The organism is Streptomyces sp. NPDC033131 (genome assembly GCF_055578365.1).
The window spans coordinates 22,933-38,616 of sequence record NZ_JBVIPA010000014.1 but is presented as its reverse complement, the minus strand read 5'-3'; the positions used below and the strand labels follow the sequence as shown (position 1 = coordinate 38,616).

Below are 15,684 nucleotides of genomic sequence, written 5' to 3'. Positions count from 1 at the left end.
CGCGGGCCGTCGCGCTCAGGTCAGCCGCGGTCGGGCACCACGAACTCGCACCACACGCACTTGCCGCCGCCGCGCGCCTCCACGCCCCACGCGTCGGTGAGCAGGTCGACGAGGAGCAGGCCACGGCCGGACACGCCCGACTCGCCCGCCTCGCGGCGGCGTGGCAGGGCGCTGGAGGCGTCCTCTACCTCGACGCGCAGCCGGCGGCCGCCGCCGGTGAGGACCCGCAGGGTGACGATCGCGGAACCCTCGGTGTGCATCAGGGCGTTGGTGATCAGTTCGTCGGCGACCAGCTCGATCTCGTCGGAGAGGTCACGGGCCTCCCAGGCGCCGACCGCGGCACGGATCATGTGCCGGGCCTCGGTGAGGGCCTCGGGGTCGCCGGATGCCACGTGCTGCTGGAGACGGCCCTGGGCCCGCGGGGTGTCCAGGCTGCGGCGGCGCAGCAGGAGCAGGGCGACGTCGTCGTCGCCGCCGCGTTCCTCGGCGAGGTCGATGAGCCGGTCGGCGAGGTCGCGGACGTCGTCCGGGCCGGTGGCGATGAGGCCCGTCAGGGTCCGCATGCCGTCGTCGAGGTCGGCGCCGGGCTGTTCGACCAGGCCGTCGGTGCACAGCAACAGGGTGTCGCCGGGGTCCAGTTCGAGGGTGGCGACCGGGTATTCGAGGCTCCCGAACTCGGCGGACAGACCGAGCGGCAGTCCGCCCTCCACGAAGACGCGGCGGCAGCTGCCGTCGGGGCGTCGGACGAGCGGGTCGATGTGGCCGGCCCGGACCATCTGGACCACGCCGGTGGCCAGGTCGGCCTCCGCGTACAGACAGGTCGCGAAGCGGTCGGTGTCGAGTTCGTGGAGGAAGACGGAGGCGCGGGCCATCACCGTGGCCGGTGTGTGGCCCTCGGCCGCGTACGCCCGCAGGACGATACGCAGCTGGCCCATGACGGCGGCCGCGTGCGTGTCGTGACCCTGGACGTCACCGATGACGGCGCCGACCCGGCCGCCCGGCAGCGGGATCACGTCGTACCAGTCGCCGCCGATGTCCCGGCCGAGTGAGCCCGCGGCGCTGCCGGCGCGGTAGCGGACGGCGACGTCGGCGCCGGGGACGCTGGGGATGGTGCGCGGCAGCATGGCCTGCTGGAGGCCGGTGGCGAGGTCCTTGTCCTGCTCGTAGAGCATGGCCCGCATGAGGCTCTGGGCGATGCTGCTGCCGAGCGCGACCAGGACGTTGCGGTCCTCCGGCGAGAAGCCGTACCGGTCGCTGTAGAGCAGGCCCATGGCGCCGATCGGGCGGGCCTCGGCGATGAGCGGGAGGTAGGCGGCCGACGTGATGTTCAGGTCGGTGATGTACGGCCACAGGACCGGGTACCGGTCGGCGAACTCCTCGGGCGACTCGATGAAGCGGGGGCTGAGGGTCCGGACGGCCTCGCTCATCGGGTACGGCTCGTCGATCCGGGTGATGTCGGTGCCGGGGACGAAGCTGCCCTCCGGGCCCTCGGCGACCAGCCGGATGCGATCGGCCTCGACCAGGCCGAAGACCAGGCTGGTGGCACCGAGGTGGGTGAGACCTTGGGTGTCCTTGAGGACGTCGATGACGTCCTGGACGGTGCGGGCATGGGCGAGGGCGGCCGTGGTGAGCTGCACGACGTTGGTCTGCCGGCGCCTCGCCTCGTCCTGGGCGGCCTGCTCCTGGCGGGACGCGATGTCGCCGAGCTCCTGGGTGGCGTCGCGCACGATGCCGATGATCCGGCGCGGGCGGCCCGTCTCGTCGCGCCTGATGTAGCCCTGGGTGTGGGTCCAGCGCAGGCTGCCGTCCCGGCAGCGGAGACGGAAGTAGGTGCCGTAGTTCTCGCTGCCGTCCTTCATGGCCCGGGCGACCAGGGCGTCCAGCCGGTGGGCCTCGGCCTGCGGCACCCGGATGGCGAGGGTCGTCGGGTTCCCGTCGTACTCGTCGGGGCGCAGATCGAAGACCTCGTAGGCCTGGGGGTCCATGTAGAACAGACCGGTGTCCAGGTCCCAGTCGAAACTGCCCATGCGGTTGAGCGCCAGGATCGGATCCGGGTGGGCCGGCCAGTCGTCCGGGAGTGACAGGGCGCTCGCTCCCCGATCAACCATGTGGCCACCTTGCCAGGGTTTGTCTGATTTTTCGACCGGAGGGACGGGCCGGTGAGCTCGTGCGGTCAACTGTCGAAGACATCGGTGGGGCTGCCGAAGACACTGTCCGTACCGGCCGGGTCGTCGGGGATCAGTCCCCCGCCGTCGGGCAGGTCGGGGGCGTCCGGCACGGTCTGGGGGCCGACCTCCTCCGCGGAGTCGAGGGAGTCGAGATCGAGGGGATCAGGGGTATCGGGGGGATCGAGGGAGTCCGGGTGGTTGCCGGGGCCCTCGACGGCCGGCTCCTGCGGGACCGCCGTCCCGGTACCGGGCAGACGCGTGTCGTCCGGCGGGACGAGAGGGGTCCCCGGCTCGCTCGTGGGGGGCGTCGCGGTCGCCGTGGCCGTGGCCGTGGGGCAGTCCGGGATCGCGCTCGCGGGCGGGTCCGCGGGGGTGCCGGTGGGCAGGTCCGTAGGTGTGCCGGTGGGCAGGGGCGTGGGTTCGTCGACCGGTACGCCGTCGGAGGTTGCCGGGGTGGCGGTGGGGGTGGGGGTGGGGGTCGCGCAGTCGGTCGGCTCCGGGAAGGAGCTCTCCGTACGGGGCGACGCACTCTCGTCCGGCGAGGCGCTGGACGTGCTCTTGTGCGGGGACGCGGACGGGGGCGGCGGTACCGGGTCCGGGGCGGGCACGACGCGGTCGTGGCGGACGTCGTGGCCGATGCGCCGCTCGATCCAGGTGGTGGTGACGACGTCGATGATCGTGACGTTGGTGATGACCTGGGCGGCCGGGGCCACCACGATCACCCGGTCGGGCCGGTATCCGGCCCAGGGTCGGCCGCTGGTGGCGGGGCCGCCCGGCAGCGCCACCGGCGGTTCGAGCGGGTTGCCGCAGGCGCAGCGCACGCGTGGCACGCCCCGGCGGTCGACGAGGACGGCGGTGCCGGCCTCCAGGACGGACTGGTAGCTCGTCGTCCGGCCGTCGCGGTAGCCATGGCCGGTGACCCGCGTGTCGGCGCGCAGGGTGACCGGCGCCAGTCCGCGCAGGTAGTCCGGGATCGAGGCCTGGTCGATGCCCTCGGCCCGGGCGAAGGCGCGGGCCCTGGCCCGGTCGCGGGTCAGGTGGTCGATCTGCCGGCCGACGTCGCAGCTGCCGACCCGTGCGGTGCCGGTGTAGAGCCCGGGCGTGCCGCCGGACACGGACCGTACAGGCGTCGATCCCGACCGGTCCGGTTGCGGCGTTCGGGTGACCGGTGGCGGCGGCGTGGCCGTCGAGGTCGCCGTGGAGTCGGTGAAGGGATCCGGGCCCTGGACCGCGGCCGGCTGCAGGAGGAGCCCCCCGCTCACCTTCGTCTCCTCGTCCTCGCCGCCGCACCCGGCGACGAGGAGCGCCGCCGAGAGTACGCAGGCCGTGACGAGCGTTCCGGTGGGTATGCGCACCACACTCTCCCGTCCATCCCGGGCAGTTCGTCACTATTGTCTGCTTCACTCACTCGGGTTACGCAAGCGGAGCCGAGGTACACGGAGAGTCACCCGGGTTCCGGCGCGAGCGTCGAGAGCGCGAGCATGGAGAGGAGGAGCACACGGCCGTGGAGTGGTTCACCGCACCCGAGTACTGGATGAGCCGACTGGTCTTCCAGAGGGCTCTGGCCGTGCTGTACCTCGTGGCGTTCCTGACGGCGGCCCTGCAGTTCCGTGCGCTGATGGGTGAGCGCGGCATGCTGCCCGTCCCCCGCTTCGTCGAACGGGTCCCCTTCAAGCGCGCCCCGAGCCTGTTCCAACTCCACTACTCGGACCGGTTCTTCGCGGTCTGCGCGTGGACGGGCTGCGCGGTGTCGGCGGCACTCGTCGCGGGACTCGACTCACTCCTCCCGCTGTGGGGCGCGATGGTGCTGTGGCTGGTGCCGTGGGTGCTGTACCTGTCGATCGTGAACGTCGGACAGACCTGGTACGGCTTCGGCTGGGAGTCCCTGCTGCTGGAGGTCGGTTTCCTCGCCGTCTTCCTCGGCAACGACGAGGTGGCGCCGCCGGTCCTGGTGCTGTTCCTGCTGCGCTGGATCCTGTTCCGGGTCGAGTTCGGGGCGGGTCTGATCAAGATGCGCGGCGACGAGTGCTGGCGGAAGCTGACGTGCCTGGACCACCATCACGAGACGCAGCCGATGCCGGGGCCGCTGAGCTGGTTCTTCCACCATCTGCCCAGGCCCCTGCACCGGGTGGAGGTGGCCGCCAACCACGTCACCCAACTCGTGGTGCCCTTCCTTCTGTTCACCCCACAGCCGGTCGCCACGGCGGCGGCCTCGCTGATGATCCTCACCCAGCTGTGGCTGGTGCTCTCGGGCAACTTCTCCTGGCTGAACTGGATCACCATCGTGCTCGCCCTGCCTGCGGTGCGGCTCCCCGCCGATCCGCCGTCGGTGCCCGGCACCCCGCTCTGGTACGAGGTGCTGGTCCTGGCGGTCGCCGCGCTGCTGGTCGGGCTCAGCCACCGGCCGGTGCGCAACATGCTCTCCCGCCGCCAGGTCATGAACCGCTCCTTCGACCCGCTGCACCTGGTCAACACCTACGGCGCCTTCGGCAGCGTCAGCCGGGTGCGCCACGAGGTGGTCGTCGAGGGCACGGACGACGACGTGCCGCGCGAGGACTCCGACTGGCGGGAGTACGAGTTCAAGGGCAAGCCCGGCGATCCCGGGCACTGGCCGCGCCAGTTCGCGCCGTACCATCTGCGCCTCGACTGGATGATGTGGTTCGCCGCGCTGTCGCCCGCGTACGCCGGGTCCTGGTTCGGCGCCCTGGTGGAACGGCTCCTGGAGAACGACCGCGACACGCTGAAGCTGCTGCGCCGCTCCCCGTTCCCGGCCGACGCCCCGCCCCGCTACGTCCGCGCCCGCCTCTTCCGCTACCGGTACACGACGTGGCGTGAGCTGCGGGAGACGGGCGCGTGCTGGGAGCGGACCTTCGTGCGCGAGTACCTGCCGCCCACGCGGCTGGCGGGGACGGCTCAGAGGTCGTAGACGCGGGTCGCGGTGGTCTCGAAGATCCGGGTTCGCTCCTCGGCGCCGGCCAACTGCCGTGCGAGGTCCAGCACGTCGCCGTACGTCGCCTCCGTCGTGCACACCGGCCAGTCCGAGCCGAACATCAGCCGGTCCGGGCCGAAGGCGTCCCGCACCGTGTCGGCGTACGGGCGCAGGTCGTCGACGGTCCAGGAGCCCGGGGCCGCCTCGCTGACCAGGCCGGACAGCTTGCAGACCGTGTTGGGCAGGGCGGCGAGGGCGCGGACGTCGGACGCCCAGGGTTCCAGGGCGCCGGAGGCGACGGGTGGCTTGCCCAGGTGGTCCAGGACGAAGGTGAGTCCGGGCAGGGAGGCCGCCGCCGCGGTGCAGGCCGGGAGCTGATGGGGCAGGACGACCAGGTCGTAGACCAGGCCCGCGTCGGCGACGGCGGCGAGTGAGCGCCGTACGTCCGCACGCAGCAGCCACTTCGGATCCGGCTCGCCCTGGACCTGGTGGCGGATGCCCTTGAGGTACTGGCCGCCGGGCAGCTCCCGCAGCCGGGCCAGCTCGTCGGCGACGCCGGGGTGGGTGAGGTCGGTCCAGCCGACGACGCCCGCGATCAGCTCGTGGTCGGCCGCGAGGGCGAGGAACTCCGGGGTCTCCTCGGCGACGGTGACCGTCTGGACGAGCACGGTGCGGTCGACCCCGGCCGCGCGGGCCTCGGGAACGAGGTCCTTGACCGTGAAGTCGCGCCGGAGCGGACTGTGCGCGTCGATCCAGTCCTGGTCCCGGACGGACAGGTCCCACACGTGGTGGTGCGCGTCCACGGTCACGGCAGCTCCCACACGACGGGCAGGCCGGCGTCCGTGCCCTGTCCGGAGTAGTCGTGCACCACGTCAAGCAACTCGGCCATGCGGGCCTGCCAGGCGACGTTGACCGGCAGCTTCTCCAGTTCGGCGAGGAGGCGGGCGTAGTCCTCGCACTCCAGGACGTGGAAGAGGTCGGTGCCGCTGCGCCAGATCGTCCAGGAGACGGCACCGGCGGCGCGGATGGCGTCGGTGAGCTCGGCCGGGACCTCGCGGTGGGCGGCCTCGTACGCGTCGACGCGGTCGGCGCGGACCTTGGTGTGCAGGGCCACTCTCATGACGGCTCCTCGGTGGGGACGGGGGCGTCGCCCGGCAGGAGGCCGGTGTCGCGCGCCTCCCGCCAGAAGGCGGCGGGGACGGACGCCGCGAACTGGTCGGCGCAGTCGTGCGCTTCGGCCGCCGAACGGACGCCGACGAGGACGCTCGCGACCGCCGGATGGGCGGCGCAGAAGGCCAGCGCCGCGGCTCGCAGGGTGGTGCCGTGGCGGTCGGCGAGAGCCTTCAGACGCAGGGCCCGGTCCAGGACGTCGGCCGGCGCCCGGGCGTAGTCGTACGTCGCGCCCGGCCGCGGGTCGGCCAGCAGGCCGGAGTTGAAGGCGCCGCCGATGACGACGGACGTACCGCGTGCGACGGCCGCCGGGAGGAGGTCGGTGAGCGCGTCCTGGTCGAGCAGGGTGTAGCGGCCGGCGCACAGCACCACGTCGACGTCCGTGTCCCGGACGAAGCGGGTGAGCATCGCGGACTGGTTCATGCCCGCGCCGATCGCGCCGACCAGGCCCTCCGAGCGGAGTTTCTCCAGGGCCGGGTAGCCCTCGCGGAAGGCCTGTTCGGCGTGGTCGTCGGGGTCGTGGAGGTAGACGACGTCGACATGGTCGAGGCCGAGGCGCTCCAGGCTCGCCTCCAGGGTGCGTCGTACGCCGTCGGCACTGAAGTCCCACACGCGGCGGTGGGTGGCGGGGACGGCGAACCCGTTCGCCAGGTCGTCGCCGCTCGCCTCGGTGGGCTCCAGGCGGCGGCCCACCTTCGTCGACACCGTGTACTGCGCGCGAGGGTGCTCGCGCAGGGCCGCGCCGAGGCGGCGTTCGGACAGGCCGGTGCCGTAGTGCGGGGCGGTGTCGAAGTAGCGGACGCCCCGCTGCCAGGCGGCGGTCACGGCCTCGTGCGCCTGCTCCTCGCCGACCTCGGTGAAGAGGTTGCCGATCACGGCGGCGCCGAAGGCGAGCTCGCTGACCCGGACGCCGCTGCGGCCGAGCGTGCTCACTGGCCCGCCGGGCGCAGTCGCAGGCCCTGCATGCCGCCGTCCACGGCGAGTGAGGTACCCGTGGTGGCGCCGGACAGCGGGCTCGCCAGGTAGGCGATGGCGCCCGCGACCTCGTCGGCCGTGACGAGGCGGCCGGTGGGCTGGCGGGCCTCCAGGGCGGCGCGTTCGGCGGCCGGGTCGGGGGCCTTGGCCAGCAGACGGCCGATCCACGGGGTGTCCGCCGTGCCGGGGTTCACACAGTTGACGCGGATGCCCTCGCGGACGTGGTCGGCGGCCATGGCGAGGGTGAGCGAGTACACGGCGCCCTTGGTCGCGCTGTACAGCACCCGCTGCGGCAGGCCGGCGGTGGCCGCGATGGAGGACGTGTTGACGATCGCCGCGTGCGCGGACTCCCGCAGGTGCGGCAGGGCGGCGCGGGCGACGCGGACCATGCCGACGAGATTGACGTCCAGGACGCGGTGCCACTCCTCGTCGTCGTTGTCCTCGACGGTGCCCTGGGCGCCGATGCCCGCGTTGTTGACCAGGACGTCGAGGCCGCCGAGGTCGGCCGCCGCGGCCGCGACGGCCGTGCGTACGGAGGCGTCGTCGGTGACGTCGGCCCGGTGGGCGAGCAGCGGCTTGTCCACCGACGACGGGTCCAGGTCGAGTACGGCGACCTGGGCGCCGCGCGCCGCCAGGAGTTCCGCCGTCGCCCTGCCGATGCCGGAGGCGCCGCCGGTCACCAGGGCCCTGAGGCCCTCGAAGTCGCTCATGCCGCCTGTCCCTTCGTGTTCTCGTCGTCGTGCGTCTCGAGGTCGGCGGCCCAGAAGGCGCCGTCGGGGAAGGTGTACCGCGCGATGGACTCCGGTCGCATGGCGGCCGAGAAGCCGGGCGTGGTGGGTGCCGTGTAGTGACCGTCGCGGATCACCACCGGGTCGAGGAAGTGGTCGTGCAGATGGTCGACGTACTCGATGACCCGGTCCTCGGTGGTGCCGGACAGGGCCACGTAGTCGAACATCGACAGGTGCTGGACGAGTTCGCACAGGCCGACACCGCCCGCGTGCGGGCAGACCGGCACGCCGAACTTGGCCGCGAGGAGCAGGACGGCCAGGTTCTCGTTGACGCCGGCGACCCGGGCCGCGTCGATCTGCACGATGTCGACGGCGCCGGCCTGGAGGAGCTGCTTGAAGACGACCCGGTTCTGCACGTGCTCGCCGGTGGCGACCTTGACCGGGGCCACCGCCTTGCGGATCGCCGCGTGGCCGAGGATGTCGTCGGGGCTGGTGGGCTCCTCGATCCAGTACGGGTCGAACTCGGCGAGCGCCTTGGTCCAGCGGATCGCCTCGTCGACGTCCCAGCGCTGGTTGGCGTCGATCGCCACCCGGATGCCGGGGCCGACGACCTCGCGGGCGACACGGCAGCGCCGTACGTCGTCGTGGAGGTCGGCGCCGACCTTGAGCTTGATCTGCCGGAAGCCGTCCGCGACGGCCTCGGCGGCGAGCCGGGTCAGTTTCTCGTCGTCGTAGCCGAGCCAGCCCGGGGAGGTGGTGTAGGCGGGGAAGCCCCGGGCGAGCAGGTCGGTGGTGCGCTCGGCGGCGCCCTCCCGGCCCCTGCGCAGGAGCTCCAGCGCCTCCTCGGGCGTGAGCGCGTCGGTGAGGTAGCGGAAGTCGATCTGGGCGACCAGCCACTCGGGGTCGGCCTCGGCGAGCAGCCGCCACAGCGGCTTGCCTGCGCGCTTGGCCGCCAGGTCCCACACGGCGTTGGTGACCGCGCCGATCGCCATGTGCATCACGCCCTTCTCGGGCCCGAGCCAGCGCAGCTGGCTGTCGCCGATCAGGTCCCGGAAGAGGGAACCGGGATCCGCGCACAGCTCGTCGACGGACCGCCCGACCACATGGTGGCGCAGCGCGTGGATCGCGGCGACCTGGACCTCGTTGCCCCGCCCGATGGTGAAGGTGAAGCCGTGCCCCTCCGGCCCGCCCTGCGCACCGGTACGCAGCACGACGTACGCGGCCGAGTAGTCGGGGTCCGGGTTCATCGCGTCGGAGCCGTCGAGCTCGCGCGAGGTGGGGAAACGGATGTCGTAGGTGTCGACCGCGGAGATGCGGCAGGGCGGGACGGGCGTCGCGGACACAGAGGGCCTTTCGGTCGGAGACGGGGGCAGGGCGGGATCAGTCCTGGGCGCGTCCCGTCGTCACGCGGGCGATCATGAGGGCGACCAGGATGATCCCGCCGTAGATGGCCTGGATCCAGAAGGACGGCACCTGGGCGAGGGTGAGCAGGTTCTGTACGACTCCTAGGAGGAGTACGCCGGTCAGGGCGCCGAACATGGTGCCCTTGCCGCCGTCGAGGCTGATGCCGCCGATCACCGCGGCCGCGAACACGGTGAAGATCATGTTCTGGCCCTGGTTGGCGCTGATGGCACCGACGTAGCCGGTCTGCATGATGCCGCCGACGGAGGCGAGGACGCCCGCGACGACGAACACGCCGAGCATGACGCGTTCGACGCGGATGCCGGCCGCGCGGGCCGCGTCCGCGTTGCCGCCGATGGCGTACAGGGCCCGCCCGATGCGGTGGTATTTCAGGATGAACCCGGCGAGGGCGAAGGAGATCGCGGCGACCCACACCGACATGGGGATGGTCAGGAAGGTGGTGGTGGCGAGGGAGTAGAAGCTGTCGGGCATGCCGAACAGCGTCTTGCCCTTGGTGGCGCCGACGAGCAGACCGCGCAGGACGATCAGCATGGCGAGCGTCACGATGAACGCGTTCAGCTTGAACTTGACGACCAGGATGCCGTTGAAGGCGCCGATCGCCCCGCCGACCACGAGGACCGCCAGCAGCGCGAGCACGGCCGGGAACTCCGTGCCCCAGCCGGACTGGGCGACCGGCAGGACGAGGAGCGCGCCCACGGCGGGCGCGACACCGACGACGGATTCGAGGGACAGGTCGAACTTGCCGGTGATCAGGACCAGCGACTCGGCCAGCACGACCATCGCGAGCGCGGCCGAAGCGCCGAGGATCGAGATGAGGTTGCGTTCGGTGAGGAACGAGTCGTTGACCACCGCGCCGAGCACCATGAGTAGCAACAGGGCGGGGACGAGAGCGAGTTCGCGGGCCCGGCGCAGCAGGACGGTCCTGGCCGACCGGGCGGCGGGGGTCTGGAGCGGGGCGAGCGGCGGGGCCGCCTTGGTGTCAGCCATGGTCCACTCCTTCGATGGAGGCGATCAGCTCGTGGTCGCGCCAGCCCGCCGGGTGCTCGGCGACCACGCGGCCGTGGAAGAGGACGAGGACGCGGTCGCAGCGTCTGAGGTCGTCGAGTTCGTCGGAGACGACGAGGACGGCGGTGCCGTCGTCGCGGGCAGTGTCCACGCGGGCGAGCAGGGACTCCTTCGACTTCACGTCGACGCCCGCGGTGGGGTTGATGAGGACCAGCAGGCGCGGGTCGGAGGCGAGGGCGCGGGCCATGACGACCTTCTGTGCGTTGCCGCCGGACAGGTCGGAGACGGGCTGGTCGGGGCCCTCGGCGTGGATGTCGAGGCGTTCGATCAGCTCGGTGGCGAAGCCGCGTTTGCGGTCGGTGCCGACGAAGCCGAAGCGGCCGAGCCGGTCCAGGACGCTCATGGTGGCGTTGTCGCCGATGGTCATGCCGATGACGAGCCCCTGGGCGTGCCGGTCACGGGGCACGCAGCCGACGCCGGCTTTCAGCGTTGCCTGCACGTCGCCGAAGGGAAGCCGCTGTCCGTCCAGTCGGGCCGTGCCGCCGCTGGGCTTGTGCAGTCCCGTGAGCGACTCGGCGAGTTCGATCTTGCCGCTGGCGCTGGACCCGGCGAGTCCGACGACCTCGCCGCGGCGGACGGTCAGGTCGACGTCCTCGTACGACGGTGAGGTGAGGCCCCGCACGTCGAGGAGGACGGGGGCGCTGACGTCGACCTCCCTGACGTGCCCGGCCTGCTCGGCGATCGACTCGCCCGCCATGGCCTCGACCAGGGCGGCGCGGGGGAGGTCGGCGACCGGGGCCGTGGTGATCCAGCGGGCGTCGCGCAGCACGGTCACGGTCTGGCACACCTCGTACACCTCCTGGAGGTGGTGCGAGATGAACAGGAAGGTGACCCCGGACTTCTGCAGGGCGCGCATCCGGCTGAAGAGCCGCTCGATCTCCCGGTTGTCGAGCTGGGCGGTCGGCTCGTCGAGGACGATGAAACGGGCGCCGAAGCTCAACGCCCGTGCGATCTCCACCATTTGGCGGTCCTCGACCTTGAGGTCCGCGGTACGTGCCTCGGGGTCGACGTGGACGTCCCAGGCGGCCAGCAGTTCGGCCGCCTCGGCCTTGAGGCGGCGCCAGCTGATGAAACGCCGCTGGAGCGGCTGCCGGTTGATGAATAGGTTCTCGGCGACCGTCAACTCGGGTACCACCGTGGGCCTTTGGTAGACGCAGGCGACCTTGCGGCGCCAGGCGTCCCGGTCGGCCGGCGGGGGCGCCGGTTCGCCGTCGAAGCGAACCGTGCCCTCGTCGGGGGCCTGGAGGCCGGTGAGGAGAGTGACGAGGGTCGACTTGCCCGCGCCGTTGCGGCCGACCAGGGCGTGCGACTCGCCGGGCAGGACGGTGAGCCGGCCGTCGGCGAGGGCGGTGGTGGGGCCGTAGCGCTTGACGATCCCTCGCGCTTCCACAAGTGGTGTGCTCATCCGACCGTGTTGCCCCACAGCTTGGGGTCGTCGACGTTCTCCTTGGTGACCAGCGGCGCGGGCAGCTGGTCCTCCAGGATGCCGCTGGGCAGCTTGACGATCGTCGAGTCGTGGTCGGTGGGCCCCGGCTCGAACGTCTTCCCCTGCATCGCCGCCTTGATGTAGTACATGCCGTACTTGGCGTACAGGTCGGCGGGCTGGGAGACGGTGGCGTCGATCTCGCCCTTGCGGATGGCGTCGAACTCCTGCGGGATGCCGTCGTTGGAGACGATCGTGATGTGGCCCGCCTGGCCGACCTTCTTCAGCATGCCCTTCGACTTGAGGGTCTGCAGGGTCGGGGCGAGGTAGACGCCGCCGGCCTGCATGTAGATGCCCTTGATGTCGGGGTTGGCGTTGAGAAGGGTGTCGAGCTTCGAGGCGGCCGTGTCGGACTCCCACTTGGCGGGGATCTCCAGCACCTTCAGCTTCGGGAACTCCTTCTTCACACAGGCACGGAACGCCTCCGAGCGCTCGCGGCCGTTGACCGAGGCGAGGTCGCCCATGATCTGCACGACCTTGCCCGAGGAGATCTCCTTGCCCAGGTACTGGCAGGCCTTCTCGCCGTACGCCACGTTGTTGGCGCGGACGACCATGGCGACCTTGCCCTTGTCCGGCGCCACGTCGACCGCGACGACCGGCACGCCCTTGCGCTCGGCCTGGTCGAGGCCGGCCTCGATGGCGGCGCTGTCCAGGGGCGCGACGACCAGACCCTTCACGCCCTGGTTGAGCACGTTGTTGATGTCGGTGATCTGCTGTGAGGGATCGCTGTTGGAGTTGACCGTCTTCATCGCGTCCACCCCCTCGGACTTCGCCGTCTTGGGCACGTAGTCGTTGTACGACTGCCAGAACGGCGAGGTCAGCAGCGGCAGGATCACGCCGACCTTGCCGGTGCCGTCCCCTCCCGCGTCGCCGGCCGAGCCCGCGGTGTCCTTGGTGCTCCCGCACGCGGCGAGCACGAGCGAGGCGCCGGTGACCGCCGCCACCGCACCGAACGTCCGAAACCTGTTCCGCTTCCCCACTGTTCTGCCGGGCATCTTGCAGCTCCTCATCGAGCGTGTTCGAGCAGATGACCGCATACTTATCAGACCACTCGGCCGGAGGAACAGTCTTCGGAGGCACATTTCCCGGAGTTTCGGCCGTAGTGGTCCGACCACTCTGGTGGTTAGACTGCGGCGCACCCGGTGAGTGGAGGAACGGCGTGGACGAGACGGCCCCCCAGAAGGGCACCGTGACGCAGCGCGCCATCGAGCGGATCAAGGCGATGATCGGCGAAGGGCGGCTGGAGCCGGGCCAGCGGCTGCCCACCGAGCGTGATCTGGCGGTGCAGCTCGGCATCTCCCGCAGTTCGATGCGCGAGGCCATCCGCGCGCTCACGGTGCTGGGCGTGCTGGAGGCCCGGCACGGCTCGGGCATCTACGTGACACAGCTGGAGGCCGGCGACCTGCTGGAGACCTTCGGTGTGGTCGCCGACCTCTCGCGTGGCCCGCGCCTGGTGGAGCTGCTCGAGGTGCGCCGCATCCTGGAGTCGACGGCGACCGCGCTGGCCGCCGCCCGGATCACCCCGGACCAGCTCGCCGAGGTCGAGAAACACCTCACGGCCATGAACGCCACCGAGGACCCCGAGGAAATCCTCGCCCACGACCTGGCCTTCCACCGCGAGATCGCCGCGGCCGCCGGCAACGAGACCATGGCCGCCATCCTGGACGGCCTCTCCTCCCGCACCTTCCGTGCCCGCGTCTGGCGCGGCTACCAGGAGGAGGGCGCCTTCGCCCGCACCCGCCGCGAGCACGCGGCGATCCACCGCGCGCTGGTCGCCCGCGACCCGGAGGCGGCGCGTGCCGCCGCCGCCGCGCACGTGGGGGAGGTGGAGCAGTGGCTGCGCTCCCAGGTGGTCGACGGCATCCGCTGAACCGGGGCCGGGCGTCCGCAGGTCGGAGGCCGGACGCCCGTCGGTCAGGGGCCGGACACCCGTCGATCACGGGCTGTGGGACGCTGCGGTATGCAGACCGAGCCGGTCACCCTGTCCACGCCACGCCCCGTGCGGCGGCCCACGCTGGTGCAGGGCTGGCACGACCTGACCTTCCTGCACTGGCCGGTGGAGCCGGACCGGGTGGCGGCGCTGTTGCCGGCCGGCACCCGCCCGGACACCCTGGACGGGGTCACCTACGTCGGGCTGGTCCCGTTCCTGATGCGCGGGGTGGGCCTGGGACCGGGTCCCGGGCTGCCGTACCTCGGCACGTTCTGCGAGACGAACGTGCGCCTCTACTCGGTCGACGGCCAGGGCCGGCGCGGCGTCGTCTTCCGGTCCCTGGACGCGGCCCGGCTGCTCCCCGTCCTGATCGGCCGGCTCGGGGTCCGGCTGCCGTACACGTGGTCGTCGATGCGTCTGCGCCGCGAGCACGATGTGATCACCTACAGCTGCCGGCGGGGACGCCCTGCGGACGGCGGGCCGGTGAGCCGTGCGACGGTGCGCACCGGCCGGAGAATCGCGGAACCCACCCCTCTGGAACGGTTCCTGACGGCACGGTGGGGTCTGCATGTCTCGTGGCACGGGCGCACCCTGCACCTGCCCAACGAGCACGCGCCGTGGCCGCTGCACCGGGCCGAGCTGCTCGACCTCGACGACGGCCTGGTCACGGCCGCGGGCCTGCCGCCCATGACGGGCCCGCCGGTCAGCGTGCTCTACTCGCCGGGAGTGAAGGTGCGCTTCGGTACCCCCTCGCCGATCGGGGAACACTAGCCGTATGCGGTCATGGGGAACCCTCTGCGCAGCCGCCGCGACGATGCTGGCGGCCACGGTCGGCTGCACCGGAGGCAGTGCCGACGGCGACGCCGCCCGCACCACCCCGCCCGCGCCGACCGCCACCACGAGCCGGGCCCCCACCGCGACACCCTCCCCGACCCCCACGCCCGTCGACCCGGTGTCGATCCCGGGCCTGATCCAGCGCGAGCACCAGGGCTCCGGCCTGCGGCTCGGCACCGTCCTCACCCGCACCGCCGCCTACACCGGTTACCGGGTGACGTACGAGGCGAACGGGCTGACGATCTCGGGCCTGATGAACATCCCGACCGGCAGGGGACCGTTCCCCGCGCTGGTCCTGGCCCACGGTTACATCGACCCCGCCGTCTACACCACCGGCCGGGGCCTGGCCCGCGAACAGGACCTGCTGGCCCGCGAGGGTTACGTCGTCCTGCACACCGACTACCGCAACCACGCGGGTTCGGACGACGACCCGGACAACGACGTCAACCTGCGCCTCGGCTACACCGAGGACGTCATCGGAGCGGCGCTGGCCCTGCGCTCGTCCGGGCGTCCGGAGATCGACGGCGACCGCATCGGTCTGCTGGGCCGGTCGATGGGCGGCGGCGTCGTCTACAACGCCCTGGTGGTGGCTCCGGGGCTGTTCGACGCCGCCGTCGCCTTCGCGCCGGTCAGCTCGCGCCCGGCCGAGAACATCGACCACTTCCAGCGCCCCGCCGACGACCCCGTAGTCGCCGAGATAGAGGCGGAGCACGGCACCCAGAAGGAGAATCCGGCCTTCTGGCGCGCGGTCTCACCGGTCACCTACGTCGACCGCGTGACCGAGCCGCTGCTCATCCACCACGGCACCGCCGACGACACCTGCCCCCTCACCTGGACGCGGCAGACAGTCGCCGCGTTCGAGGCGGCGGGCAAGGACGTCGAGCTGCGCACCTACACCGGCGAGGGACACACGTTCGGACCGCAGTGGCCTCGCTCGATGGACGCCACCACGGCGTTCTTCCAGCGCCACCTGCGCTGAG

General features: G+C 72.0%; 14 protein-coding genes. 4 read left to right on the top strand and 10 right to left on the bottom strand.

The features are described from left to right. Positions 1–20: 20 nt before the first annotated feature. Together ACZ5XS_RS19440 and ACZ5XS_RS19435 are read right to left on the bottom strand one after the other, a co-directional pair. A complete protein-coding gene (locus ACZ5XS_RS19440; protein WP_468652851.1) occupies positions 21–2,108 on the bottom strand; it encodes a SpoIIE family protein phosphatase in 2,088 nt (695 codons plus the stop codon). 65 nt (positions 2,109–2,173) lie between these two features. Continuing rightward, positions 2,174–3,523, bottom strand: a complete 1,350-nt coding sequence (locus tag ACZ5XS_RS19435) for a DUF6777 domain-containing protein (RefSeq protein ID WP_468652849.1) — start codon at positions 3,521–3,523, stop codon at positions 2,174–2,176. Between the two features lie 149 nt (positions 3,524–3,672). Here ACZ5XS_RS19435 and ACZ5XS_RS19430 point away from each other — a divergent pair, with 149 nt between their 5' ends. Then, positions 3,673–5,094, top strand: a complete 1,422-nt coding sequence (locus tag ACZ5XS_RS19430) for a lipase maturation factor family protein (protein ID WP_468652847.1) — start codon at positions 3,673–3,675, stop codon at positions 5,092–5,094. On the opposite strand, the gene ACZ5XS_RS19425 is transcribed toward ACZ5XS_RS19430, so the two are convergent. Genes ACZ5XS_RS19425 through ACZ5XS_RS19390 form a run of 8 tightly spaced genes read right to left on the bottom strand, consistent with a single transcriptional unit; the run spans position 5,082 to position 12,935 of the window. Beyond that, positions 5,082–5,906: an amidohydrolase family protein gene (locus ACZ5XS_RS19425; protein ID WP_468652845.1), complete on the bottom strand. Its 825-nt coding sequence runs from the start codon at positions 5,904–5,906 to the stop codon at positions 5,082–5,084. The genes ACZ5XS_RS19430 and ACZ5XS_RS19425 overlap by 13 nt on opposite strands. Next, positions 5,903–6,217, bottom strand: coding sequence for an L-rhamnose mutarotase (locus ACZ5XS_RS19420; protein ID WP_217240067.1), 315 nt, complete (start codon positions 6,215–6,217; stop codon positions 5,903–5,905). Before ACZ5XS_RS19420 ends, ACZ5XS_RS19425 begins: the two co-directional genes overlap by 4 nt. Beyond that, complete coding sequence (locus tag ACZ5XS_RS19415) at positions 6,214–7,200, bottom strand: aldo/keto reductase (RefSeq protein ID WP_468652843.1); 987 nt, start codon at positions 7,198–7,200, stop codon at positions 6,214–6,216. The genes ACZ5XS_RS19420 and ACZ5XS_RS19415 overlap by 4 nt, the downstream gene beginning before the upstream one ends. Beyond that, positions 7,197–7,952, bottom strand: coding sequence for an SDR family NAD(P)-dependent oxidoreductase (locus ACZ5XS_RS19410; RefSeq protein ID WP_468652841.1), 756 nt, complete (start codon positions 7,950–7,952; stop codon positions 7,197–7,199). Before ACZ5XS_RS19410 ends, ACZ5XS_RS19415 begins: the two co-directional genes overlap by 4 nt. Further along, a complete protein-coding gene (locus tag ACZ5XS_RS19405) occupies positions 7,949–9,313 on the bottom strand; it encodes an L-fuconate dehydratase (protein ID WP_468652839.1) in 1,365 nt (454 codons plus the stop codon). The genes ACZ5XS_RS19410 and ACZ5XS_RS19405 overlap by 4 nt, the downstream gene beginning before the upstream one ends. Positions 9,314–9,350: 37 nt before the next feature. Continuing rightward, on the bottom strand, positions 9,351–10,379 hold the full coding sequence (locus ACZ5XS_RS19400) for an ABC transporter permease (protein WP_468652837.1): 1,029 nt from the start codon (positions 10,377–10,379) through the stop codon (positions 9,351–9,353). After that, positions 10,372–11,862, bottom strand: a complete 1,491-nt coding sequence (locus ACZ5XS_RS19395; RefSeq protein ID WP_468652835.1) for a sugar ABC transporter ATP-binding protein — start codon at positions 11,860–11,862, stop codon at positions 10,372–10,374. The genes ACZ5XS_RS19400 and ACZ5XS_RS19395 overlap by 8 nt, the downstream gene beginning before the upstream one ends. Then, the gene (locus tag ACZ5XS_RS19390) at positions 11,859–12,935 is read right to left on the bottom strand and encodes a sugar ABC transporter substrate-binding protein (protein WP_468652833.1); all 1,077 of its coding nucleotides are present in this window, start codon (positions 12,933–12,935) and stop codon (positions 11,859–11,861) included. The genes ACZ5XS_RS19395 and ACZ5XS_RS19390 overlap by 4 nt, the downstream gene beginning before the upstream one ends. 164 nt (positions 12,936–13,099) lie before the next feature. Between ACZ5XS_RS19390 and ACZ5XS_RS19385 the strand changes: the two genes are divergently transcribed. The 3 genes from ACZ5XS_RS19385 to ACZ5XS_RS19375 all read left to right on the top strand — a co-directional run bounded on the left by ACZ5XS_RS19385 (position 13,100) and on the right by ACZ5XS_RS19375 (position 15,683). Then, a complete protein-coding gene (locus ACZ5XS_RS19385) occupies positions 13,100–13,810 on the top strand; it encodes a FadR/GntR family transcriptional regulator (RefSeq protein ID WP_217240074.1) in 711 nt (236 codons plus the stop codon). A 90-nt stretch (positions 13,811–13,900) separates the two neighbouring features. Beyond that, on the top strand, positions 13,901–14,641 hold the full coding sequence (locus ACZ5XS_RS19380) for a YqjF family protein (protein ID WP_468652831.1): 741 nt from the start codon (positions 13,901–13,903) through the stop codon (positions 14,639–14,641). 4 nt (positions 14,642–14,645) lie between these two features. After that, the gene (locus ACZ5XS_RS19375; RefSeq protein ID WP_468652829.1) at positions 14,646–15,683 is read left to right on the top strand and encodes an alpha/beta hydrolase family protein; all 1,038 of its coding nucleotides are present in this window, start codon (positions 14,646–14,648) and stop codon (positions 15,681–15,683) included. Position 15,684: the final 1 nt, after the last annotated feature.

Coding starts and splice junctions, on each gene's coding strand:
- ACZ5XS_RS19440 (WP_468652851.1), bottom strand. CDS start 2,108: ATGGTTGATCGGGGAGCGAGCGCCCTGTCACTCCCGGACGACTGGCCG.
- ACZ5XS_RS19420 (WP_217240067.1), bottom strand. CDS start 6,217: ATGAGAGTGGCCCTGCACACCAAGGTCCGCGCCGACCGCGTCGACGCG.
- ACZ5XS_RS19410 (WP_468652841.1), bottom strand. CDS start 7,952: ATGAGCGACTTCGAGGGCCTCAGGGCCCTGGTGACCGGCGGCGCCTCC.
- ACZ5XS_RS19400 (WP_468652837.1), bottom strand. CDS start 10,379: ATGGCTGACACCAAGGCGGCCCCGCCGCTCGCCCCGCTCCAGACCCCC.
- ACZ5XS_RS19395 (WP_468652835.1), bottom strand. CDS start 11,862: ATGAGCACACCACTTGTGGAAGCGCGAGGGATCGTCAAGCGCTACGGC.
- ACZ5XS_RS19390 (WP_468652833.1), bottom strand. CDS start 12,935: ATGCCCGGCAGAACAGTGGGGAAGCGGAACAGGTTTCGGACGTTCGGT.
- ACZ5XS_RS19380 (WP_468652831.1), top strand. CDS start 13,901: ATGCAGACCGAGCCGGTCACCCTGTCCACGCCACGCCCCGTGCGGCGG.
- ACZ5XS_RS19375 (WP_468652829.1), top strand. CDS start 14,646: ATGCGGTCATGGGGAACCCTCTGCGCAGCCGCCGCGACGATGCTGGCG.